Annotated in this window: 23 protein-coding genes and 2 other annotated features; of the genes, 6 read left to right on the top strand and 17 right to left on the bottom strand. The window is 47.8% G+C overall.

Translation table 11 applies throughout. From position 1 onward, the window contains the following. Window positions 1-487: 487 nt before the first annotated feature. The 7 genes from AB3N00_RS11795 to AB3N00_RS11825 form a co-directional block, all read right to left on the bottom strand. The gene (locus AB3N00_RS11795) at window positions 488-2,044 is read right to left on the bottom strand and encodes a 2-isopropylmalate synthase (protein ID WP_413034685.1); all 1,557 of its coding nucleotides are present in this window, start codon (window positions 2,042-2,044) and stop codon (window positions 488-490) included. Window positions 2,045-2,259: 215 nt separating this feature from the next. Continuing rightward, window positions 2,260-2,562: a binding site (T-box leader), on the bottom strand. 53 nt (window positions 2,563-2,615) lie between these two features. Further along, window positions 2,616-2,957, bottom strand: a binding site (T-box leader). An 88-nt stretch (window positions 2,958-3,045) separates the two neighbouring features. Then, the gene (gene tsaD, locus AB3N00_RS11800; protein WP_413035256.1) at window positions 3,046-4,101 is read right to left on the bottom strand and encodes a tRNA (adenosine(37)-N6)-threonylcarbamoyltransferase complex transferase subunit TsaD; all 1,056 of its coding nucleotides are present in this window, start codon (window positions 4,099-4,101) and stop codon (window positions 3,046-3,048) included. Then, window positions 4,098-4,610 (bottom strand): ribosomal protein S18-alanine N-acetyltransferase, encoded by a 513-nt coding sequence (gene rimI, locus AB3N00_RS11805; RefSeq protein WP_413035257.1) that lies wholly within the window; start codon window positions 4,608-4,610, stop codon window positions 4,098-4,100. Before rimI ends, tsaD begins: the two co-directional genes overlap by 4 nt. 28 nt (window positions 4,611-4,638) lie before the next feature. Next, window positions 4,639-5,487, bottom strand: a complete 849-nt coding sequence (tsaB, locus tag AB3N00_RS11810; RefSeq protein WP_413034686.1) for a tRNA (adenosine(37)-N6)-threonylcarbamoyltransferase complex dimerization subunit type 1 TsaB — start codon at window positions 5,485-5,487, stop codon at window positions 4,639-4,641. A 2-nt stretch (window positions 5,488-5,489) separates the two neighbouring features. Continuing rightward, window positions 5,490-5,972 carry a tRNA (adenosine(37)-N6)-threonylcarbamoyltransferase complex ATPase subunit type 1 TsaE gene (gene tsaE, locus AB3N00_RS11815; protein ID WP_413034687.1) on the bottom strand — a complete coding sequence of 161 codons (483 nt, stop codon included), beginning with the start codon at window positions 5,970-5,972 and terminating at the stop codon, window positions 5,490-5,492. A gap of 185 nt (window positions 5,973-6,157) precedes the next feature. Next, window positions 6,158-6,334, bottom strand: a complete 177-nt coding sequence (locus AB3N00_RS11820) for an H-type small acid-soluble spore protein (protein WP_127538296.1) — start codon at window positions 6,332-6,334, stop codon at window positions 6,158-6,160. A 4-nt stretch (window positions 6,335-6,338) separates the two neighbouring features. Further along, on the bottom strand, window positions 6,339-6,635 hold the full coding sequence (locus tag AB3N00_RS11825; RefSeq protein WP_413034688.1) for a hypothetical protein: 297 nt from the start codon (window positions 6,633-6,635) through the stop codon (window positions 6,339-6,341). A gap of 195 nt (window positions 6,636-6,830) precedes the next feature. Here AB3N00_RS11825 and AB3N00_RS11830 point away from each other — a divergent pair, with 195 nt between their 5' ends. From AB3N00_RS11830 to ligD, 5 genes are all read left to right on the top strand, one after another. Continuing rightward, a complete protein-coding gene (locus AB3N00_RS11830) occupies window positions 6,831-7,736 on the top strand; it encodes a Ku protein (RefSeq protein WP_413034689.1) in 906 nt (301 codons plus the stop codon). Between the two features lie 275 nt (window positions 7,737-8,011). Then, complete coding sequence (locus tag AB3N00_RS11835; protein ID WP_413034690.1) at window positions 8,012-8,881, top strand: VOC family protein; 870 nt, start codon at window positions 8,012-8,014, stop codon at window positions 8,879-8,881. Window positions 8,882-9,068: 187 nt separating this feature from the next. After that, window positions 9,069-9,443 carry a GerAB/ArcD/ProY family transporter gene (locus AB3N00_RS11840; protein ID WP_413035258.1) on the top strand — a complete coding sequence of 125 codons (375 nt, stop codon included), beginning with the start codon at window positions 9,069-9,071 and terminating at the stop codon, window positions 9,441-9,443. 262 nt (window positions 9,444-9,705) lie between these two features. Further along, window positions 9,706-10,662, top strand: a complete 957-nt coding sequence (locus AB3N00_RS11845; protein WP_413034691.1) for a DNA ligase — start codon at window positions 9,706-9,708, stop codon at window positions 10,660-10,662. A gap of 44 nt (window positions 10,663-10,706) precedes the next feature. Then, window positions 10,707-11,597 carry a non-homologous end-joining DNA ligase gene (ligD, locus tag AB3N00_RS11850; RefSeq protein ID WP_413034692.1) on the top strand — a complete coding sequence of 297 codons (891 nt, stop codon included), beginning with the start codon at window positions 10,707-10,709 and terminating at the stop codon, window positions 11,595-11,597. Between the two features lie 68 nt (window positions 11,598-11,665). Here the strand turns inward: ligD and AB3N00_RS11855 are convergent, their stop codons facing one another. Together AB3N00_RS11855 and cls are read right to left on the bottom strand one after the other, a co-directional pair. Then, complete coding sequence (locus tag AB3N00_RS11855) at window positions 11,666-12,574, bottom strand: YitT family protein (RefSeq protein WP_095360683.1); 909 nt, start codon at window positions 12,572-12,574, stop codon at window positions 11,666-11,668. Window positions 12,575-12,919: 345 nt separating this feature from the next. Further along, complete coding sequence (cls, locus tag AB3N00_RS11860) at window positions 12,920-14,359, bottom strand: cardiolipin synthase (RefSeq protein WP_413034693.1); 1,440 nt, start codon at window positions 14,357-14,359, stop codon at window positions 12,920-12,922. Between the two features lie 367 nt (window positions 14,360-14,726). Between cls and AB3N00_RS11865 the strand changes: the two genes are divergently transcribed. Then, window positions 14,727-16,076 (top strand): hemolysin family protein, encoded by a 1,350-nt coding sequence (locus AB3N00_RS11865; protein WP_413034694.1) that lies wholly within the window; start codon window positions 14,727-14,729, stop codon window positions 16,074-16,076. Window positions 16,077-16,176: 100 nt separating this feature from the next. Here AB3N00_RS11865 and AB3N00_RS11870 read toward each other — a convergent pair whose 3' ends face one another. The 8 genes from AB3N00_RS11870 to AB3N00_RS11905 form a co-directional block, all read right to left on the bottom strand. Beyond that, window positions 16,177-17,253 carry an AI-2E family transporter gene (locus tag AB3N00_RS11870; protein ID WP_413034695.1) on the bottom strand — a complete coding sequence of 359 codons (1,077 nt, stop codon included), beginning with the start codon at window positions 17,251-17,253 and terminating at the stop codon, window positions 16,177-16,179. Between the two features lie 178 nt (window positions 17,254-17,431). Beyond that, window positions 17,432-18,226: an ABC transporter permease gene (locus tag AB3N00_RS11875; RefSeq protein ID WP_413034696.1), complete on the bottom strand. Its 795-nt coding sequence runs from the start codon at window positions 18,224-18,226 to the stop codon at window positions 17,432-17,434. Next, window positions 18,219-19,127, bottom strand: a complete 909-nt coding sequence (locus tag AB3N00_RS11880; protein WP_413034697.1) for an ABC transporter ATP-binding protein — start codon at window positions 19,125-19,127, stop codon at window positions 18,219-18,221. Before AB3N00_RS11880 ends, AB3N00_RS11875 begins: the two co-directional genes overlap by 8 nt. 552 nt (window positions 19,128-19,679) lie before the next feature. Then, a complete protein-coding gene (locus AB3N00_RS11885; RefSeq protein ID WP_413034698.1) occupies window positions 19,680-20,198 on the bottom strand; it encodes a hypothetical protein in 519 nt (172 codons plus the stop codon). Window positions 20,199-20,281: 83 nt separating this feature from the next. Next, complete coding sequence (locus AB3N00_RS11890; protein WP_413034699.1) at window positions 20,282-20,854, bottom strand: VanZ family protein; 573 nt, start codon at window positions 20,852-20,854, stop codon at window positions 20,282-20,284. A gap of 28 nt (window positions 20,855-20,882) precedes the next feature. Beyond that, window positions 20,883-21,800 carry an LCP family protein gene (locus AB3N00_RS11895; protein ID WP_413034700.1) on the bottom strand — a complete coding sequence of 306 codons (918 nt, stop codon included), beginning with the start codon at window positions 21,798-21,800 and terminating at the stop codon, window positions 20,883-20,885. A 36-nt stretch (window positions 21,801-21,836) separates the two neighbouring features. Beyond that, window positions 21,837-23,168 carry a UDP-glucose dehydrogenase family protein gene (locus AB3N00_RS11900; RefSeq protein WP_413034701.1) on the bottom strand — a complete coding sequence of 444 codons (1,332 nt, stop codon included), beginning with the start codon at window positions 23,166-23,168 and terminating at the stop codon, window positions 21,837-21,839. Continuing rightward, window positions 23,165-24,559, bottom strand: coding sequence for a sugar phosphate nucleotidyltransferase (locus AB3N00_RS11905; protein ID WP_413034702.1), 1,395 nt, complete (start codon window positions 24,557-24,559; stop codon window positions 23,165-23,167). The genes AB3N00_RS11900 and AB3N00_RS11905 overlap by 4 nt, the downstream gene beginning before the upstream one ends. Between the last annotated feature and the right edge of the window lie 29 nt (window positions 24,560-24,588).

A 24,588-nucleotide genomic window follows, 5' to 3' on the forward strand; every position in this document is an offset into this window, starting at 1 on the left:
TGATGGGATCGGCTTTTTTGTAAATTTATTAATAAACATAAGAATTTATATTCAGCATTTTTCATATGTCAAATTCACTCGAATTTTGAAAATATTTTTCTGCACACCCATCTCCTATTTATCCACAGACAAGCAAGTTAGCAAGCAATCCACTCAAGTTAATTATACAGCGGTAGAATCGCATTTTTGAACAAAAACCATATTTATCCACCAAGTTATCCACGTTATCCACAGTTTTGTGGATATTATAACTGCACACTATCCCCTAAAACCTTTTATTTTCGAAAACTTTGCTGGATTGACTTTGGATTAGTTACCCACAAATTATCCTGAATATGTGGATAACTATAATCACATCTTGACAGATCGTTTTTTACCCTTATAGATTATTACACATAATAAGACAAAAGCAGACCTTTGTAAATAAGGTCTGCTCTTCAGAATCGTAATGAACGACATTATTCTTTATTTAGCTCTATCTACCTGTTTAAACATGTACCGACTTGTCACTTTCGGAAGATTCTGCCTTGAGCCCGGCAGCATTACATGCCGCCACATAGGCAAGGCCCGCCGCCATAACGATATCATTGTGTGTAGCAGTCCCTCTGAATTCCCGCCCTGCACGTTCCACCGCAACAGCCGCCTCTGCCGTTGCTTCTTCTCCCCCGCTCAGTGCATGGATCTCCATGTCCACGAAGGTAATATCATCGGAAATACTCTGACCGATCGCGCGGATGGCCGCCTCTACTGGACCACTGCCAACCGCAGAATACGTCTGTTCGCCTGCACCTGTCCGGATTCGAACAGCTGCCATCCGATCAGTCATGCTGCCTGCCGTTACCTGGAGTTCAACCAGCTCATAATCCTTCGCAGGGATGTTCATCGTCTGGCTGACCATTTGCAGTAACTGATCGTCACTGACCACCTTCTGTTGATCGGCAGTTTCTTTGAATACTTCGTACAGCTGCTCCATTTGCTGCTCATCAGGCTCAAACCCGTATTTGCGAACGCGGTCTTTCAGCGCATGACGACCGGAATGTTTACCCAGAATAATCATGCTGCGCGGAATACCCAGTGCTTCAGGATCCATGATTTCATACGTGTTGCGATTTTTCAGCAATCCATCCTGATGTATTCCGGATTCATGCTGAAACGCGTTGCGTCCAACAACCGGTTTGTTGTAAGCAATCGGGAAATGCATAGCCCGGCTGATCTGGCGGGAGGTTTCGTACAGCTGGTTCAATTTGATATTCGTCGTGGCACCGATGGCATCTCCGCGCGTTTCGAGTGCCATAATCAGCTCTTCCAGGGGACAGTTACCCGTGCGCTCTCCGATCCCATTTATCGTTACTTCGATTTGGGAAGCCCCATTCGCTATCGCAGCCAGGCTATTAGCCACCGCAAGTCCCAGATCATTGTGACAGTGGGCACTATACCGCACTTGATCGCCACCTCTTGCCCCTTCGCGGACACGGCGAAACATTTCTCCGTACTCATGCGGAAGCGCGTAACCGACCGTATCCGGCAGATTGATAATGCTGGCGCCAGCTTCAATAGCTACCTCAACCATCTCGATCAGATCATCCATCTTGGTGCGGGCCGCATCCATGGCAGTGAATTCCACGATATCCGTGAACTGGCGTGCATAAGACACCATCTCACGTGCAGTAGCTACGACTTCACTCCGCGGACGACGCAATTGGTGCTCAATATGAATATCCGAAGAAGAGATGAACAGGTGAATTCGGCGACGTGCTGCATCAGCAGTTGCCTTCACCGCGGCGTCGATGTCTCCTTTGACGGCACGGGCAAATCCGCAAATTTCCACGTTTTGCAACTGTCTCGATATCGCCTGGACCGCCGCGAACTCACCTGGACTTGAGATCGGGAATCCAGGCTCGATGACGTCAACGCCCAGAGAAGCCAACTGATGTGCCAGTTCAATTTTTTGCTCAGGCTGCAGACTCGCTCCCGGTGCTTGCTCTCCATCGCGCAGTGTTGTATCAAAAATCTCAATCATGCGTTTGTTATTGTTCGTTGTCATATTCATCAACCTCCATCAAATTTGAATGTATATTGGATTTTGGGGATGTGAACGAGGCGTTCGCTTCCCGTTTTCTATGTTTATTCATCTGGCATTCCATGCCGATGTGCACGTCGACTTGCACGCCGGAATATTTCTTTTTCTAAACCATGATTATTGGATCCCCATTGCCCACCCTGCTGCCGGCAGCAAACACAAATAACCCGCCATCTCATCTAAGAGACGGCGGGTTATTTCCCCTCCGCGGTACCACTCTTGCTTGACGATCCCGGCCCTGAGCCATGGATCATCCACCTCGTCGTCTCCAGTCTCACCTTTGGTACGCTGTTTGAAGCGTGCAAAGGATCTTTCTGGAGAAACACCCTATAACGGAGGTCAACCGTTGCTGTGTACACAGGACTTCTGCTTCCACAGCTCCGTTCCCGGGCGAGATTCAAACGATACCAGCCACTGCGTCGCACCACCCCGCAGCTCTCTGAGCGCTTCATCGTTTTACTGCTCCCGTTCATTACATTTATCGTATGTAAAGCCCTTTTTTTAATCAAAAAAGCCTGCCCTCTCTCGCAATATTGCAAGAGACGACAGGCTATAACCTTCGCGGTACCACTCTTGTTGACTTTTCCATTCACCTGAGGCAGAATTCCGGTATGCGTCCATACGGTTCTATTCCCCAAGGATGACTAAAAGTCCCCTTAGTCATTGCAGAGCTAATATCCAAAATGCAGATCATTCACCCTACAATGGCCCAATCACGGAGGCGACCCGTAACGATGTACTTCGGAATCTCCAGAGAGTTACCGTGTTCCATCATTCCGCTTCCAGGCGAGTTTCAGGTTTCCTTCGACTGCGTTGCACCACCCCGCAGCTCTCTATGACCCGGATGTACCCTACTGTTCCTGTTCATTGCGTTTTTAGTTCAGGACTTCAATATCCTGTTTAAATTTGTAACTAATATACATTCTTCACATATCGGCTGTCAACTCTTTAATTCAAATGCTTGTCTACACAGACTGAACAGACCAGGTCTCCAAGGATAATCCCGGATCTGCCTTGGCATCAAATTCCGAGATTTCGCCCCGCTGCCATTTCAGATAAGCGGCAGCTCCGATCATTGCTGCATTGTCCGTACAATACTCCATCGGCGGAATCAACAATTCGAGCCCCTCCTTGGCACAACGCTCCTGCAATGCAGAGCGCAAGCCGCGGTTAGCCGCCACACCTCCGCACAGCAGCAATTGGCGTGATCCATATTCACGAACGGCTCTTACTGCTTTTTCCACCAGCACCTCCACGACAGCTTCCTGGAACCCGCGTGCAACGGCCGATGGCTCCAGTGTTTCTCCGCGCATTTTGGCCTGATTGAGTGCATTCAGCACAGCCGACTTCAAACCACTGAGACTAAAATCATAAGATCCGGCTTCCAGCCACACACGAGGTAATGGTACAACCTGCTCTGCTTCGGATGCCATCCGGTCTACATGAGGGCCACCTGGATATGGGCACCCCAGTGCTCGTGCTACCTTGTCATAGGCCTCACCTACAGCGTCATCCCGTGTGCGGCCGATCAGTTTGAACTTGCCTTCAGATTCCATATGCACAAGCTCCGTATGCCCCCCAGACACAACAAGTGCCATCGCAGGGTATTGCAGCTCATGCGTAAGCCGGTTGGCATAAATATGGCCAGCAATATGATGTGTGCCAATAAGTGGTTTGCCCAAGGCCATGGCAAGCGTTTTGGCTGCAACGATACCGACCAGCAATGCACCAACCAGTCCCGGTCCTTGGGTCACCGCAATTGCACTCAAATCTCTGGGGCGGATGCCGGATTGGTCAATGGCTTGCTCCATCATCAGGGTGATTACTTCGACATGCTTGCGTGAAGCGACCTCAGGCACAACTCCGCCAAATGCCTTATGTGTCTCAATCTGGCTGGAGATCAGGTTGGACAGCACTTCTTTTCCATCCTTGACCACGGCAACCGATGTTTCATCACAGCTGGTCTCCACCGCCAAAATATAGGATGGAGCTGATTGTTGTTTATCACTCAGATCATTCATGAATCCGTTACGCTTCCTTCCTCTTCGCCGCTCCGGCCTGCAGGCGGCAAATTCGCCCACATAATCATCGCATCCTCCTGATTGTCGGAGTAATAGCCTTTGCGAAGACCTGCCGATTCAAACCCTTTTTTCTCATACAAACGCTGGGCAACAAGGTTTGATACCCTGACTTCCAGCGTCATTCGCTCCATGCCAAGATATGCCGCTGTCTTCATGAGCTCATCCAAAAGCTTCTCGCCTAGCTTGCGCCCTCGGTAAGCCTGTCTTACAGCAATGTTTGTAATGTGGGCCTCATCCATAATGGTCCACATTCCGGCATATCCAATGGCCGTGCCGTCCAGTTCCATGACCATATATTTGGCAAAATGATTATTCGTCAATTCGTTTCGAAATGCTTCTTCCGTCCAGGGCATTGTAAAAGCCTCATGTTCAATAATCATAACATCAGGGATATCATTCAATGTCATGAGTCTGAACTGAAGCGCTGCATCCTGCCCGTACGCTTCCATACCGTCCATCCGGCTCGCCACCCTTTCTTCAGCCTTTGCGCAGTAGATTAGCTTCCGCTTCAGCCAGCTGGGTGTAGTTCGGCACCAACGCATGTACGTCATCGCGCTGCCCTGCAAGCAGCGCGGCGGCGCCTAGGCGCCCGATCCAGCGGCCTTCCAGCTCATAGGGAACGAGCTGGAGCGCCGTTCCGGCGGGGCAGCGGAGCTCAGCCGCTGCTGCCGCATGCGGGCCCGTCTCGCCGACAATCCAGACGGCAGCGGGACGCTCTTCCGGCGCCGCCTCCGCCATGCGGGCGGCGAGGGCTTCCAGCCATCCGTCCACTAGGCGGATGGCATCAGGCGCCAGCCGCCGGGGCGCATCGCTCCCGGCGGAGGCAAACAGCGCGGTGTAGGCCTGACCGCGCCGTGCATCCACGAGCGGAACGATCCAGTGGACAGGGGCGGCACCTGTGCCGCCCTGGTCCGCGAATGGCGTTCCGCCAGCTCCTGCTGCGGCATCCTCTGCCGCAGCTTCGGCCTTGGCCGCGAGGCCGCGGTGCCAGCCGCCCCAGGCCATCGCCTGCAGGCTGGACACCCCGGCAACTGGGATGTCCCATGCCCAGGCGAGTGTCTTTGCCGCGGTCACCGCAATGCGGATCCCCGTATATGATCCTGGGCCAATGCCGACAGCAATGCCGTCCAGCTGGCCTGGCTCTGTGCCGCTGGCTGCCAGCAGCTGCTCCATTACAGGCACAACGTGCACGGAGTGATTTCGTTCGGCACGTTCATTACGCTCTTCCAGCAATGCTTGATCTTCCATCACCGAGGCAGCCATCACCGCGGTGGATGTATCCAACGCCAAAAACCGCTGACGCGGCTTTTTTTGTAAATCTTCCATCATTATTTGACTCCATTCTGTCTGAACTGCCGGCATATGGCGGCATAAGTCTCACCGTATCCATCCAGCGTAATCGTGCGATCCTCCGGACCGGTCGTTTCTATCTGTACATGCAAATGGTCTTCCGGCAGCAGCTCGGGAATGATACTGGCCCACTCCACCAGACTGACTCCAGCACCATAAAAGTATTCATCCAGTCCAAGCTCGTCCGCTTCTTCCAGTGAAATACGGTACACATCCATGTGATATAAAGGCAAACGCCCTTCATATTCCTTGATTAGCGTAAACGTGGGGCTGTTCACCACTTCACGTATACCCAAATGCCAGGCAAACTTTTGTGAAAATGCCGTTTTGCCTGCGCCCAAATCACCGTCCAGTGCAATCACCATTCCGGCAGTTGCCTGTTCGGCAAGTGCGGACGCGAGCGCTTCTGTATCAGCAATGCCATGGGATGGATACACCCACTGCTCATGAATCTGTTTCAATATTCGCCCCACCTTTGGCGGTCCAGCCGCCTGAGTTCACTTTGAACCTTATTATATCGGTCCCTTTCTTCCCCCGCAACACCGGGGTTTGGAAGCGAAAGCTGGACCGGCCAGTCCTAAAGACAAATAAACCGGCACCTGACGGCACCGGCCTTACCTGGACATCCTTCTTCCTCGTTTACTCTCTACTCTTCCAGGCGATCCACACGAACCGTCTGTGTATTACCCGGATTGCTGCCCACTTGAACGGTTGCCATCCCGTTGGCCTCATCCACATGTTCGATCCAGACCGGATCCCCTTCGAGGGTAACGGCTATGGTATCCTTGGAATCATAGATCGCTTTGGCGCGTTTCACATCCATCATTTTATTCATACTCCCCTTCCGGATCTTCATGTAGTTCCTGAACCATGCTGTCAGTGGTACTCTCACCAATGTAACCATTATCCTCCGTAACCTGACCGCCACCCAGTCCCTCATTGACCATCCGATCGATGTCGAGCATGAATGACTCCCGGTCCAGCGGCAGTTTTTCAGAAGTCACAGCTTCCCAATTCACCGCAGTGGCTGGCGTATGGAACTCTTCTGAACCCTCTGCCTCGGCAATGGGATAAGGAGAAAAGGCATGCTTATGCGCTTCTTCTTCATCCCTTTTGTTCTTCATTTCGGCACCTCCCGGCTTGTTCATTGTCCATCCCTTTCTGAATCACATGCTTATCACTGATGTGGCATTCAAGCATGTTTCTGTTATCATCCCCCAGTCAGCCTGAACCATACGAAATCCTCCTGATGACGATTATCCGGGCACCGAGATGCCCATACTACATAATAAAAAGGTACCCCGGAAAGGAGCCGACCCATGCATACGGTTTGGAAAGGTGCAATCAGCTTCGGTCTCGTGCATGTCCCTGTCAAAATGTTCTCGGCTACCGAAGACAAAGACATCTCCATGCGATACATCCATAAGGTCTGCGGCAGTCCGCTCGCTTATGTACGACAATGTCCTTCCTGTGAAGTGGATGTGAAATGGGAAGAAATCACCAAAGGTTATGAATACGAAAAAGGAAAATTTGTACTCTTCGAGAAAGACGAGCTGGAAGCACTGAATGACTCGGCCAGCAAAACCATCACCATTCTTGATTTCGTGGACTTGACCGAGATCGATCCGATCTATTTTCAGAAAACATATTATCTGTCCCCGGATCAGGCCGGCGGAAATGCATATCAGCTGCTGATGACCGCCATGCGTGATACCGGGAAAATTGGCATAGCCAAGGTTTCCATTCGTTCAAAAAGCAGCTTGGCTGCCATTCGCGTGCTGGAGGATTGTCTTTCCATGGAAACGATTTTCTATCCGGATGAAATTCGTCCCGTTTCCCAGGTGCCGAACCTGCCCGAAGCCCAAAATGTCAATGATAAAGAGCTGACGATGGCGAAACTGCTGATTGACCAGCTGTCTACGCCTTTTGAACCCGGCAAATATACAGACGACTATCGCGAAAAACTACTGGAACTTATTAATCACAAAGTTGCAGGTGAAGAAATCAAGATTGCACCGGCCAAACCGGAAGCAAATGTCATGGATCTGATGGCTGCACTGCAGGCCAGTATTGAGGCAGTCAAGCCCATTCCGGCAGACCCTGGAACAACTACAGCCAAACCCAAAAAACGTGCTCCCAAAAAGACAACCGTTCAAGCTGTTGTCGGAGGCGAAACAGAAGCTCCACCCAAAAAGAAAAGAGCCGCGTCCAAATCCAAAACATAACAAAAAATATAATCTGGTTCAGCACGATCCATCCGGCCCTGGCAGCCGGATTTTTCTTGTTCTGACTCCCATTACTAGAACACCGGATCCACTTTTCTATCTGAAAAGACAATTGACGAAAGGTGATTTATATTTTATATTAACTTATGAAAAGTAACTTATTTATAATTATAAAGTTTAAATTTTATGATCCAGAACGAATTAACGTTACCATACCTTCATTGCAATTTAGATGAGATGAACTAAAACCATTTATTTATTAGGAGGATACTCTTATGACTACCCCATACCAAATCCCCGGCACCACCCATTTGGGTGAAGTAAGCCTGAAAATCAGTAACCTGGAGCGATCCATTCAATTTTACACGGAAGTAGTCGGACTCCAATTATTGGAACGTCACGAAAGGGTAGCCACGATGACTGCTGACGGCAAACAGTCCCTGCTGCGCCTTGAAGAGCTCACCGATGCGGTGACCCTGCCTGTTCGTTCGCACGCCGGATTGTATCATTTCGCCATTCTGCTACCTGACCGCAAGTCACTTGGTCTTGCACTTCGCAACCTCGCTGCCTCCGGCATTGAGATTGGACAGGGCGATCACCTGGTGAGCGAGGCATTTTACATTTCTGATCCGGACCAGAACGGAATTGAAATTTATGCAGACCGTCCGCGTGATACCTGGAGACGGGATGAAGACAACAACTACATCATGTCAAGCGATCCGGTGGATGTGCAGAGTTTGTTCGTTCTCTCCGAGAATGAGCCTTGGAACGGCCTGCCTGCGGGAACTGTTATCGGTCACGTACACTTTCATGTGCGCAGCCTGGAAGAATCCCGCCGCTTCTATACAGGTGTGCTCGGTTTTGACGTCGCAGGCAATTTCGCTGGTATGTCAGCTCTATTTGTTTCTGCCGGCGGGTATCACCACCACATTGGCCTGAATATCTGGGCTGGCACAGGTGCGCCGGTGAATCCGGACCGTGCCACAGGGATCGACTACTTTACCATCGTATACGCCGGACAGGAACCATTGCAGCAAGCGCTGGAACAATTGCGTCAGGAAGGTGCCACTCTTGAAGAACAGGATGGCAGCTGGTTTACCACCGACCCGCAAAACATACGTGTTCGCTTGATCACAGCCGGATAAACGTGTTATTTGATGACTTTCTTATAAATTCATAAATCCCGTGTAATACGAGACAGCTCGGACAGTGTGCAGCTCTTAACTATGAGATTGCCAATATCCGGGCTTTTTTATTATATATTTGGTGAAACTGGCGCATCCTAACCTAATACCCAGCTCAACAAACGAAGGAGAACCCAAATGGTTGAAAATGACGGTAAGGCAGCTTGCCGCCTTACTGTTCCTCTGTACAATTGGTGAACAGATTCTCGTATTTCCGTCCATGATCACCTCGTTCGCTCACGAAGATGCCTGGATATCTGCGTTACTGGGCGTCGCTGGCGGGATGGGGATTCTGTCCATAATGCTGGCAGCCTATAAACTTCATCCCCGGCTGAATTTGGTTGAGAATGCTCTTCGAACACTCGAACCTTGGATTGGGGTCTTGTGGTTCACTTCGTTTCAACTGTCACAAAAGATTAATATAGGCAACTTTCTTCAGCGAATTGAAGCTTCTATGGCATCCGCGTGGATTATCGCTGTTTTTTTCAAAAGCATTCTCTTCTCTTCTATAGTTTTGTCTTAGGGATTGCACTTCTGTTCCGGCTATCCAGCTACCGTTCACTTATCCTGCCTTCAGCTCTTCTAATTCTGGCCATGTCCATTCTTGTTGCTCCAAATCAAATTTTCTATCTCAAGGTGATTATTCCCTATTGGATTGATTGGGATCTTACCTGCGGCATCGCGCTCCCTGTGCTGCTCATTCTGGTACATCATTTCAAATCACGTTTGTCCAAAAGATAAAATTCACAGCTCGCATCTTATTATCATAGAAGGGAGCCTTACACATGTTCACACCTCTGACCCCATTTGAGCCAGTTTCCCGGGACAACATTCCAGACGGACCCAATTGGATTGCCCAGGTGAAATGGGATGGCGTCCGCATGCTTGCTTACGAGGATGGCAATGAACTCAAATTGATAAATCGCAGACTGCATGATCGAACTGTCCAATATCCCGAGCTGGTTTCCGCACGAAACCTGTGCAGCGTTCCCTCTTATATCCTGGATGGCGAAGTCATTGCGCTGGATCCGGAAACGGGGAAACCTTCCTTTTACCATGTGCTGCGCCGGGACCGCATGAGCAGACCCGACGCAATTGCCCAAGCCGTGCATCAGATTCCGGTGACATATATGGTTTTTGATATTTTGTTCTGTGATGGAACATGGGTCACCGATCAGCCGCTTGCAGAGCGCCAGCGTCTCCTGCACCAGGTGCTTAACCCGGGATCACACGTGCAGGAAGTGACCAACACCTCCGATGCCTCCTCTTTGCTCACGGTAATGAGACAGCACCAGATGGAAGGTATCGTCTGCAAGGACCTCACAAGTACCTATGCTATCAACGGCAAGGATCAACGCTGGCAGAAAGTCAAAATCATGCATGATCTCTACGCCATGATTGGCGGGGTCACCTACCGGAGCGGCATCGTTAATGCCATTGCCGTTGGCGTATATGATGGACCGCATTTTGTCTATATTGGTCATGTGGGCACTGGCAAGCTGAACTCCGCCACCTGGCGTAAACTTACAGAGGAAGTTGAACCTCTGATTCAAAAGGAAAGGCCCTTTCACAATGTGCCCGAGCGAAGCGCAGAGACTACATGGATAAAGCCCCGAATCGGCGTCAAAGTGCAGTACATGGAACTGACTCAGCATCGAACCCTGCGCCATCCGAGTATACAAACATTCGCAGAGGTCTCACGTGATGACTGTCTTGCCAGTCAACTCATTATCGAAGTGTGAAGCCACTTTAATAATCATTCATGTTGTATAGAGGAGGTGTTCATATGGCCCGTACGATAAAAGGCACCATTACTATAGAAGGCACGGAGCTTACCGTTACCAATCCGGACAAGCTGCTGTGGCCTGAGGCAGGGGTAACCAAAGCCATCTACTTGCAAAAGCTTGCAGCCATCGCACCCTTTTTGCTTACGTACACAAGAAATCGGCTTCTAACCACCATTCGTTATCCGCATGGTGCAGGCGGTGAATTTTTTTATCAGAAAAATGCACCTGAACCGATTCCCGATTTTGTGCGCACCGAGATTCACGAAAGCATCCGCTATGTCGTAATGGACGGTCTGCCGGAATTGCTGTGGCTTGGCAATCTTGCTGCTCTGGAGTTTCATCCGTCTCTGCATTTCGTGGGGAGCCATCTGCCATGCGAATGGATGATTGATCTGGACCCTTCACTTGAAGAGGAGCCGCGCATTATGCAGGCCGCCTTGATTGTCGGAGAAACGCTGACTTCTCTGGGATTGAGATCTGTACCCAAAACCTCTGGGGCAACAGGTATACAGATCATTGTTCCGATCCGCCAGGGTGTCACATTCGATGAACTGCGGGATATTGGTCATTTTGTTGGCAAGTATGTTACCCAGAAGCATCCTGACCTGTTCACCCTGGAGAGACTCAAAAAGGATCGCGGGGACCGGATTTATTTTGACTATCTGCAGCATTATGGCGGCAAAACCCTGGCAGCTCCATATACGCCACGTGCAAAACCCGGGGGTACCGTATCCACTCCACTCACTTGGGAAGAAGTCCGAAACAACGTCTCGGTCAAAGACTATCATTTGATGAATATTGTGGAGCGGCTGCAGCAGGTTGGCGATCTCATTGCATCCGTCGAGCCCCAGCCTGTTGAGCTGATCACTCAGCACCTGAAAAAGAAATAGCCGGCAACCCTCAAACCAAGGGTGCCGGCCATTTTTTATTTTTAGCTTTTCACATCGAGTAAGACTCGCTAATGGATACCTTTTTTCTTGAAACGTCCGCCCTTGACGTCATGAATGTTACCGATTGCCACAAACGCTTGCGGGTCCCAATCTTCGACGATGGACTTCAGCTTCGCTTCTTCCAGACGAGTGATAACGACAAAGATGATCTTCTTCTCATCCCCGCTGAATCCGCCCTCTCCATCCAGGAAAGTAACGCCACGACCGAGACGGTCTGTCAGCGCTGAACCGATATCGCGATACTTTTCGCTGATAATCCATACCGATTTGGACTGATCCAGTCCTTCATTAACGATATCAATCATCTTCATGGCGATGTAATAGGCAATCATGGAATACAGGGCATTCGGCCAACCAAACACAAATCCCGCTCCTGCGAAAATAAACACGTTTATGAACAGTACAATCTGTCCCACAGACAGAGGTGACTTCTCACTCAGCAGGATGGCCACGATCTCCGTACCATCCAGCGATCCGCCAGACCGGATAACGAGCCCGACACCCACACCCAGAATCAATCCGCCAAATACCGCTCCGAGCAATGGTTCACCCGGTGTCAATGCGGGAACATGGTGCAATAATGAGGTCCCGATGGACATCACCACGATCCCGAGCAGCGTGGATAATGCAAATGTTTTACCAATTTGTTTATAGCCGAGAATCAGAAAAGGCAAGTTGAGCAAAGTCAGGAAAATCCCCAACGGCAGATGCGTAAGCTCTGACACCATAATCGAGATCCCCGTGATTCCTCCATCAATTACGCCATTGGGCACGAGAAATATTTCAAGTGATACAGCCATCAGTGCAGCACCGATCAGAATCATCACAATACGTTGCAGGAGCTTAAGCGTAAATACCGAGCTTTTTACATTCCGATCCGGCTTCGATGTTATTTCTTTAACTGTTACATTGGACATGGTATCCCCCCCGATTGATTGATATGTGAATCAATTTCATAAAGCATTTAAATACCGAACGGGAAACCTACATATAGTAGAAAACGATCTCGCTTCACTCTATACGTACCCTTCTTATAAGTAACTAAAGGCAATATGAAATGGATTCAAATATGTCTTAATTCCGGTTTACACTTCGAAAAGAGAGCAAAAGGGAGCCTGTTTCCCGCAGACTCCCCTCCTTCGCCAAGACATGATTTATATAATTATTATATCATAAAAGATCAAATTTGAGCAAAATAGTTAGCAAAAAGAAGATAAATTCAAAAAAAGTGAATTTATCTTCAGAAATTGAACCTAAAACGGCTAAAGAAGCGGAGAAAGCATGCGAGAAAGTATTTCTGCCCCTTTTTGCGATCGTGAACGTCCCTGAAATGCCTTAAGGTCGATCTTGCTGGACACCTTCAAATCCCGTTCGAAATCCGCTATCAAACGATCCATGGAGGAGGACTCAAACAGAACAGCTGTAAGTTCAAAGTTGCAGAAAAAACTGCGCATATCCATGTTAGCTGTCCCCACAGTTGCAAGCAGCTCATCCACAATCATGACTTTGGCATGCACAAATCCTTTTCGATACTGATAAAACTCCACCCCAGCACGAAGCAATTCCTCCACGTACGAGAGGGAGGCCAGATGCACAAGCCGTGAATCAGACTGATATGGAATAATGATCTTTACATCCACCCCGCTTACGGCAGCAGTCTTGAGCGCTTCATACAGAGCAGGATCCGGAATGAAATAAGGACTCGTAATATAAATGCGTTCACAGGCTACCGAGATGGCCCCAAAACACATTTCCTGAATCGCATCCCACTCCTGGTCAGGTCCACTGGCCAAAATCTGAATTTTTTCGTCCCCACTGCATATATGAGGCGGAAATAGTTCTTTCAGCTGTTTTTTGGTGATCTGCTCGCCGGAAGCAAGCTTCCAGTCGTTAAGAAATGTGTTTTGCAGGAAATAAACAGCGTCACCTTCCAGCTGCATATGTGTATCCCGCCAGAACCCCATTTTCTGGTATTTTCCGAGGTAATCATCCCCGACATTAATGCCGCCCACAAATCCAACCCTTCCATCCACGACGATAATTTTCCGATGATTCCGGTAATTGACCCTGCGATCGATGGTGGCAATCAGCGGAGGAAGGAAGTAATGGAATTCCACCCCGGCATCCTGAAGCTTGCGGATAAAACCCAGGCTCATTTTGTGGCTGCCAAGACCGTCACAGATAAACCGGACTCTTACACCTTCACGTGCCTTGCGAATCATCACTTCCTGAAACTTGGTACTGATTGCATCATCACGAAAAATGTAAAACTCCACATGCAGATGATGCTTCGCCTTCTCCATTTCCCTTAACATGGCCGGAAAGGCCTCTTTCCCGTTCGTTAACACTTTGCTTCGGTTGCAGCCCGTGATGGGGCTCTCCGACAGATGGGACAGCAGATTAAACAACCGCTGCTGGTGCCTAAAGCGATTGTCAGGCATTTCGGCTGCTTCCTTCACAATATGAGCCTGCTCCCATATCGTTTCCTTAATCTCCCTGAAAATTCTCGATCCGGCTTTGCGTACTTTTTTTCGTTTGTTGAAATCCTGTGCCACGAAGTAATACACGATAAAACCAATCGGAGGCACACAAAACAAAATAAACAGCCAGGCCACCGCTTTGGACGGATTTCTGAACTCCAATATGATAATGGTGGCTGCCTGGAAAATAAAAACGAGTAAAATAATGACCAGCCAAAACATCCGGCTTCCCCCTCGATGACAATCTTGCCTTTCTCTCTCACTTCATCAGCTTTGACGATAAAGCATTTAGCTAATCATAGATACCCAATGTTGGACCTATTCGTAACGTCCGCATAGATAAAACTTTACATACACAAACTAACCTTAGGGTTTCCTGCCTGCCTGCTTCTGCTGAAATGGCTGTCTTTTCTGACTGTGTTTGCATCTACATATTCTTCATCAGCTCTGAGAAACCGCATCACACCGCCATTTTGGGCATTTGACCTTCCATAGTCTTCCTCTTTCACTCCGCAGGAGGTGGTCTTCTGGCGTTAAATTCGATATAATATTCGTTAAAAACTTATTACCTAAAGGAGAAGAGCAGTGAATGGAAAGTGAGAGGTATGCGTTAAATTTAGTAATGGTTGCATTTTTGATAGGACTTTCGGCGTTTTTTGTTGCAGTGGAGTTCGCTCTGGTACGGGTTCGTCCGAGCCGGATCGACCAAATGATTGCAGAAGGGAACAAGCGTGCGCTGGCTGTTAAACAGGCCGTTGCCAATCTGGATGGCTATTTGTCCGCCTGCCAGCTTGGAATCACGATCACATCTCTGGGACTGGGCTGGCTAGGTGAACCAACGGTAGAGAAGATTCTCCACCCTGTGTTTGAAAGCATGCATGTACCTGAGGCGGTTTCTTCATTCTTATCGTTTGTTATCGCGTTTGCTTCCATCACGTATCTGCATGTTGTGGTTGGTGAACTCGCCCCAAAAACGATTGCAATCCGGAAAGCCGAGACTGTTGCACTGCTGACGTCTACACCTATCATCTGGTTTAACCGAATTATGTATCCTTTTATCTGGCTGTTAAACGGCTCAGCGAACCAACTGGTGAAACTGTTCGGAATCAAACCTGCCTCTGAACATGAAGATGCACACTCCGAAGAAGAGTTGCAGATCATTATTAATGAAAGCTTTGAAAGTGGTAAAATCAACCAAGCCGAGTTCGGTTATGTAAGCCGGATCTTTGCTTTTGATGAAATGTTAGCCAAAGAAATTATGGTACCCCGGACCGATATGGTCTGCCTTTATGTGAATAGAACGAACGAGGAAAACCTGGAAATCATCCGGGAAGAGCAGTACACCCGGTTCCCGGTTGTGAACGAGAGCAAAGACGATATTATCGGTATCATCAATACCAAACAATTCTTCCTGGAGCTCTACGGAAACGATGAACCTGTTGATCTGTCCTCACTGATCCAGCCTGTATCGGCTGTTCACGAAACAACTCCTGTGAAGGACTTGCTCAAGAAAATGCAGAAGGATGGCGTACATATCGCCGTACTTGTCGACGAATATGGAGGAACTTCCGGAATTGTAACCATTGAGGATGTACTTGAACAGATTGTCGGCGAGATCCGCGACGAATTCGATGCAGACGAAGTGGAAGACATCCAGGTCATCAACGAAAACTATGTCATTATGGATGGCAAGGTATCCTTGTCCAAGGTTAACGACATGTTTATGTCGAACCTCGATGCGGATGAATGGGATACGATTGGTGGATGGCTTTACAGCCACCGTCCGGAGATGAACGAGCAGGATGAGTATGCGTTCGAAAACCTGACCTTTGTTCTTCTGGAAAAAGACAAAAACCGATTCTATAAAGTGGCGGTTGTACCTAAAGAGCCGCTCGTTATGTCTGAATATACGGATGACGAATCCGAAAAAAGTTCATAAGCGGTACAGTTAATCACACGTTAATGCCATATTGGAATATAAAAGAGCACTTCCCTTGAGGAAGTGCTTTTTTTATTTCATCAAAAAGCTATTCTCATCATCACGTATTCTCAGCTCTGTCCTCCACAATACGATTATGGATCTTTCGGAAAATGATCTTGATGATCATATACAACGGAATCACAATGATCATGCCGAGGATATTGCCAAGGTCAGCACCCACCAACAGTAAAATGACGGTTGTCAGCGGATGGATATCCAGCTGCTTGCCATAGACATAAGGAGATATCAGATTATCCTGAATCTGCTGCGCCACCACAATAATGACCAGCGACCAGATCGCCATGGATGGAGATTCAATAAAGGCCACAATCATGACTGGTATGGCTGCCAGGATCGCACCGACATAAGGAATGAAGTTTAATATGATGGATACGGCCGTCAGCAATAGCGCATAAGGCAAGCCAAGGATAAGGAAACCGATGTACATCAGGATTCCCAGCGCGACATTGACAATCACTCGCCCCACAATAAAATTGCTCAGCGCTTCATCTATTTCATGAACGGTCTCTTCCCCTTCCTTCCGGTAACTCCTCGGCAGGAGCAAGGTTAGATTGGTCCCAAACTTGCTGCCTTCTTTCAGCATGTAATACAGCATAATCGGAAATGTCGCCAAAATGATGACCAGATTGGATACAACCGAGAACAGGCCGGACAGATAATCCGTTACCTGCGCAATTCCCTGAGTCAGGAAGTCAGAGAATCGTGCAACGATATCCGAATCTTCGGACACATATTTGGACAGGAACCCGCTTCTCTCCAGTTCATTTAACTGAGCACTAAGTGAGGACATCAAATCCGGTGTATTTTCAATAAAGTTCCATAGTTGTTCCCGGAGTGAGGGCCATACAAGCACACTGAATCCGGCAATCAGCAGGGCAATCACCACATAAATAATGAGAACGGATAGAGCCCTCTTCATCCGATGTCGTTCCATGTAGTCGACGAGGGGCCGAAGCAAATAATAGAAAAAGCCTGCGATCAATAGCGGGATAATGATGATATGTATTAGTGATGTTAACGGGCGGAAAATAAAATTCACCTTATTTCCCAAATACACAATGAGCAGCAGCAAAATAATGGCTGTGCAAATTCGGTAAAACTTGTTGTTTATCAAGAAATTGATCCCTCCATACGCTGCTCTGCCAGTATTGCGGCGATGATCTGGTGCACCCTTTGACGGTCACCTGATTATATGTACCCTTAAACGCAAGTATTGCCACAATGGAAGTCTTTTATCGTGAGGTCTCCTTGTTCTCAGTGAGTAAAATGGGCAAAAAAAAAGCAGCAGGCGGTTAGCCTGCCACATCTCTTTTACTGAAAACAACCCATGAAATGACCATAAAGATGACATAATAAACCGCCAGTACAGCAACGGAGAAACCAAGGGTCATTCCCGCGTTACCCCCGCCGAGCAATCCAAAGTCCATTCCTGAACTCATATACCGGCTGAGATCCATGTTATTGAACAGGACATACTTGGCCCATTCATACCGATCCGGATTGAAAATCAAGGCAAATATACTCTGGGTGAACATGATAAACAATGAAAGGCCAATCGCCAATGCCCCCGAACGAAACACGGAGGAAACCATAAAAGCAATAGCCAGCGTAATAAACAGATCGACATACAGATATGCCCATAACTCAAACGCATACGATGCCGAACTGCCGCTTCCGCTCACAGATCCATCATGGGAGAATAGCAGATAGGACATGCCCGTTGCGAGCAAGAGGATCAGAATCGTACTAAGCAGACTGAACGCAATGACAGTCACGTATTTTGAGGCCAAAATCTTGCTTCGTGACCATGGACGAATGAGCAGCAGCTTGATGGTCCCCCATGTGAATTCCCCTGCTACCGCTTCAGCTGCAATGACAACACAGAAGATGGTATTCAGGAAGAACACGATCTGTACCGTAGTAATAGCTGCTTCCCAGAAGTAAACGTCACCGGCTGCCATGCCTTCTCTCAGCAGCACCGGAAACAACAGCGAGATTAACGCCAAAAATGAAAGCATGATCCACGTGCGGGGCCGCCGGAATATTTTCATATTTTCATTCAATAAAAGATTACCAAAGTTAGGCAATACCTCCGCCCCCAGTCACTTGTAAAAATTGATCTTCGAGTGTGTGCGTTACGTTACGGATCCCGTATACCTGAATGCCTTCACTCACCAGTTTGGCATTTAGATCCGGAATCTGGTCACGTGACATACGTACCACAAGCATATTCCCTTGGACCGTAGCATCATGAACCAGTTCTGCGGCACGCTGCGCGTCATTCACCTCAAAGGCAACTTCCGTGAGTGCATCTGTCCCGGCTTCGGCTCTGAGGTTTCTCACATCAATCAGTTTACCGTTCTGGATGATGGCAACCGTATCACACATCAGTTCCATCTCCGACAATAAGTGGCTCGAAACAAAGACGGTAATGCCTTCCTCACGGCTGAGCTGGCGCAGATAATCCCTTAATTCCCGAATCCCCTGCGGATCAAGACCATTGGTTGGCTCATCGAGTACAAGCAGCTTTGGCTTATGTAATATGGCCTGGGCAACACCAAGGCGCTGACGCATCCCCAGAGAATAGGTTTTCACCTTATCATGAATCCGGGCGGTCAGCCCCACGCGCTCAATGGTTTCCGCAATGCGCTCCTTCGTAATCCCTGGAGACATGCGGGCAAAATGCACAAGATTCTGGTATCCGGTGAGAAACTTGTACATTTCCGGATTTTCTACAATGGCTCCCACATTAGCCACTGCCTGTTCAAATTCATTCTTTACACTGTGTCCCGAGATGAAAATATCTCCCTTGCTAATGGACATTAGTCCGACCATCATTCGGATCGTTGTCGTTTTCCCGGCACCATTAGGCCCTAAAAAACCAAAAACCTGCCCCGGAGAAATATCCAGAGTCAGGTCGCTGACCAACGATCGGGAAGATATGATTTTACTGACGCCCTGAAGTCGGACGACCGGCTCCTGCTGCATTCAATTCCCTCCCTCATCAACGGGCAGATTTAATCAGGCCCGTTTCTCATATGAACATAGTGTATCATAATCTTTAGTATATTGTCCCGTAAACTGGGTGTTCTCCTTGCGCTTTGTATGGATCTGACACGCTCCACAGCATCCAAGCGGCATTTCACTCCGGTAAAATCCGGTGCGAAATACGTGATTGCCTCCATAGCCCTCTTCCTTTGATTCGACAGAGCCTCTACCAACCGACACAATCATCCCACAACTGACACAGTAAAAGCGGCTCGTTTCGATCACTGAAATTCCTTCCCCTCAACAAGGAGCGATGTCGTCCCTGTTATTTGTCGTTAGAAGCTGAATTTTGATACATTTTGTATCTAACTCGTAATTTACTTGACCCCAGGACTATTGTCAAGCCCTATCACCCTTTAAAGAGGGATGAAACGCAAAAAAAGCTCTATAAATGCGACAAAAGTCTCGCATTTATAGAGCTTCCCTTAGGAAGAATGATACAATATGATGCAAAGTATGGATCGATATCATCCGACTACCCGCCTCAGAAGATCATTCATGACTGTCACTGGAGTGCTGCTCCCCACCCTTTCCAGGGTAATACCAGAGCAATGTCCAGTCCTGCCCATCCTTCACCACATAGCAGGTCTGTACAAGATCCAATTGACCGAAGGTGCTTCTGTACTTCATGGTTATTCCGATTTTGTAAGCCTCGGCAAATGGCTCCACGCCGTCAATCACCGTGACATCAAATTCCCGTTCCGGTTTTTCCATCTCGAACTCAAATGTTTCCACGCCAAAATGCTGCATAAAAATATGTGCTCTGGACTGCAAATAGGCGCTTTTGGAGAAACGTTCCTTCATCAGTGGGTGAAACAGTTCCCATGAACTGCCGAAATCTCCCGCCTGCTCATAATGATAAAACTCTTCAACCACCGAAGCAGCTTCATCCGGAGCATCGGCACGAAAAAGATATGGAATGGTTTTGGCTATAAGCCATAACAGCAGCAGCACAAGTGCGATGAACCCGATCTTTCTGAACAAAGCATTGCGATTGCGTCTTCGCAGCATGTCCATCCCTCCTGTCCTACTCCATACTTATGATGGATAGCAGGAAAGTAGAAGCTGGTTGGCAAAGAGCATTTCCTGGGAAATCACTTGGTTTGACTTGAAGAATGTCTGCGAGATCTTCGTTTCCGGATCATGGTCTTCATCGCCACAAAAATTGTAATTCCACAGCAGCCACCAATCAGATCCACTCCAATGTCACGTATCGAACTTGTCCGGTTAGGGCTGAACTGCTGTATATACTCATCAATAGACGCAATAATCGCTACAACAATCAGTGAAGCAGCGATACAGGTCAGCATATGCATTTTCCTGTACCGCAGTCCTCCGTAGACAAGCACCGCCAGCACAGCATAGACAAATAAGTGTGCGCTCTTGCGAAATATAAACTCTGCGAAATCATAAGGTCTCTGTCTCAAAGAATAGTCATGCTCTCCGTAAGTGAATTGCACATCAGGCAATACAAATCCGATTTTGACTTTTTCGGACCATTGATGCAGCCAAGGCTGGATGGTCTGCTGCTGATATGATTGTTTGGACATGGACCAGATCACCAAAACCCAGGCTGCGATCAACAGCAGGGACAGAATAAAACCGTACACTCTTCGTTTGCGACCATGTCTCCTTTTTCTGGAGCCCTCCTCCACAATTATTGTCATCACCACTTTCGTTGCCCATCGAAGATTCTTAATTTTTTAAATTCTCTTCAATTATCCCGTGAATGCGATCTCGCTCCTGCTGTTCCACAATATAATAGTAGATTCCGTTGATCTTTTCGCCTTTACCCTTGATTTCCACGGTGTCCACATTTTCGAGATCACTGCGATAATCAAGAATAAGTTCCTTCATTTCATCAAAAGTCAGGTCTGTTCTGACATGTGTACCCAGTTCATCCAGCATATTTTGAAGATTGAGTACACTGGAGAATTGCATCGTATTTTTCATCATCTGCTTCAGAACCTCACGTTGCCGTCCATTACGCCCCAAGTCTCCTTGGGGGTCATCATACCGCATTCTCGAAAAACCCAAGGCAGCCACACCATTCAAATGAATATTTCCCTGCTCGTAACGGTAACCCTCATAATCAAATGCAAATGGATTATTTACATCTACACCTCCGACCAGATCAATGATTTTCGCAAAACCTTCCATGTCCACTTTCATATAATAATGAATGGGGGCATCCAGAAATTGTTCTACGGTTCTCACCGACATGTCTACACCGCCGAAGGCATACGCATGATTAATTTTGTCTTCTGTGTTGTGGCCAATAATCTCGGTTCGTGTATCCCTCGGAATATTAAACATGAGCACTTGTTTTTTTCCAGGATTCACACTTAATACGATCATTGTATCCGAGCGCCCTGGGTCGTTCGGACGTTCATCCACTCCCAGAATAAGAGCATTGAATGGCTCCTTGTTATTGATATCTACTGGCAGCCCGCCCCTATTGTCCGAAACAGAGACAGGCTGCGCCGGATCACGCGGCTCGTAAATCTGATCAGCTGTAGACTTCACGGATTGGTATAAATACATCGCATACCCAAACACAGCAATGACAAAAATGGAAACCACCCAGATTGAAATTTTCATCCACTTTTTCATGGTATGTCCTCACTCACGTTATGATGATATTTCTGCTTAGATGATCGCTGCGGCTTTACCCTCCGCATGATTGAGACTAGGGCGGCCTACAGAGTAATATTGGAACCCAGATGCATGAATTTGTTCTTTGTTGTAGACGTTACGCCCGTCAATCATAATCGCTTCATTCATCATGCTCGCAAGTTCCATCAGGTTCATCTGGGAGAACTCTTTCCATTCCGTCAGCACGCAAAGTGCGTCAGCTCCTTTGGCAGCCTGAAGCGGGTTATCTTCCCATGCGATCGAGGCGACATCCATTTCTTTGCGGAAGTTGGCAGTAGCGATAGGATCATAAGCCTTCACAACAGCCCCTGCTTCTGTTAAATACCTAATAATGTCAATAGCAGGTGCATCCCTTACATCATCCGTATCCGGTTTAAAAGCAAGTCCCCAGACGGCAATGGTTCTACCGCTAACGGTACCGAAAATCTCTTCAAGTTTGCGAATCACATTAAACCGTTGATCCTGGTTAACCTGGACAACGGATTTTAATAGTCTGAAATCATAATCAACTTTGCCCGCGATTTGAATCAGAGCCTGTGTATCTTTGGGGAAACAAGACCCTCCATAACCGATACCAGCTTTCAGGAATGAAGAACCAATTCGTTTATCATATCCCATGCCTTCTGCTACGCGAGTAACATCTGCGCCAACCTTTTCACAAATATTCGAGATTTCATTAATAAAGGATATTTTCGTTGCGAGGAATGCATTGGACGCGTATTTAATCATCTCTGCTGACCGGATGTCAGTAATGATGAGATTTTCGGTTAGTGGGCGATGAAGTTTCTTGAGTGCTTGGACTGCCCGTTCACTGTCCGTACCAATTACGATGCGATCCGGATTCAACGTATCCTTCACTGCAGAGCCTTCCCGTAAAAATTCGGGGACAGAAGCGACATCAAATGGTTGGGTAGAAATACTTTGAATCAACTCTCTTACCCGATCATTGGTACCCACAGGTACCGTGCTTTTGGTCACCACAATTTTGTAGCTCTCCAGGTGGGTCCCAATTTCGATAGCTACTTGCTCGACATACCCCAGATTGGCATCTCCATTTGGCAAAGAGGGGGTTCCTACTGCGATGAAGATAATATCGGATTCACGAATGGCTTCAGCGATATCGGACGTAAAGGATAACTTGCCTGCTCGCTTGTTGGCGACCATGAGTTCTTTGAGTCCAGGCTCGTAAATGGGAACTTCACCTGCATTAAGCATATCTACTTTGTCCTGATTGTTATCTACACAGATGACCCGATTGCCGATCTCCGAAAAGCAGACTCCCGATACAAGACCTACGTACCCTGTTCCAATTACCGCAATATTCATCTTGTTTTCCCCCAGTTCACACAATTTTGGATGATGTCTGCCCATTCCATTTCAATTCTTACAATGTCCTCTTCGATCAGTTCACTGCCCATCTGGACTTCAATAATTTCAAGTTCTGTAACAGCTTTTACACTATGTTTTCCGCCAGACGGAATTGAAATGGTATCGCCCTGATTAATTTGTCTGATATCACCGTCCAGAATCAATTCACCTTGTCCGGAAACGACTGTCCATACTTCGTTTCGTTTCAGATGGTACTGGTAAGATAAATTTTTACCGGCCCCAATGATAATGCGTTTGGTTAGTACCTCTTCTCCCTGAGAATTTCGAGTATAATCAAGAACCTTGTAACAGCCCCAGCGGCGTTCTTCATACATGGGACGTTCCGTACTATCTTTAAGGAGTTCTTTGATTTGTGGGCTTGCCTCTTTCTCGCTGACCAGGATACCATCCGGGCTCGTAGCGACAATCACGTTTGAAACGCCCAGAACGCATACCGGAATATTCAACTCATTGACCAGATGTGTGTTTACTGAACTATCTGTAACTACACCCTTGCCCACAATGTTTGTGCTCATTTCATCTGTCAGCGTGTTCCACGTCCCCAGATCTTTCCAATACCCATCGTAGGGTGTAACTACAATTTGAGAGGCCTTTTCAACGACTTGATAATCGAAGCTGATTTTCTCCAACCTTCCGTATTGCTTGAGCATCTCTTCATACTGAATTGGCAGCTCAAGCTCGATCAGCAGATTAATCAGATAATTGAGTTTGAACGCAAAAACCCCGCAATTCCAAAGGGCAGATTGTTTTATCATCTCTGCTGCTTCAGCCTCGCGAGGTTTCTCTTGAAAACGGGTTACCTTGGCATATTGCATATGCTCTTTTTCTCTTGTTTCGCTTGGTTCCGTTACAATATAACCATATTTTTCCGAAGGATAGGTGGGTTTCACTCCGATCAATGCCAAATCCACTTTGGATTCCGCCAGAATCTGTTCAAGATCCATAACTTTATAAAAGAAAGATTCCTCCACATAAGGGTCAACCGGAAGTACGGCTACGGTTTCGTTCAGGCTGACACCCTGCACCGAGTAGAGGTAGACAGCCGCTAAAGCAATGGCAGGGAAGGTATCCCTGCGTTCCGGCTCAACCACAAGGTCAACCTCCTCACCCAGTTGGCTTTGTAAAATCTCCACCTGTGGCTTGCTTGTTGCAATCGTCGCCTGTTCACTCAATCCGGTCTGCTGTAACTGTCTCCATACCCGCTGCACCATTGACTCCGACTGCCCCTGGGGACCTTCAAGCACTTTGAGGAACTGCTTGGAACGTGTATCATTGGACAAGGGCCACAACCTTTTCCCCGATCCTCCTGAGAGAAGCACGATTCGCAATATGATCACTCCACTCTATATTTTTCAAA

Source organism: Paenibacillus xylanilyticus, from assembly GCF_047246825.1.
GTDB classification, from domain to species: domain Bacteria; phylum Bacillota; class Bacilli; order Paenibacillales; family Paenibacillaceae; genus Paenibacillus; species Paenibacillus xylanilyticus_B.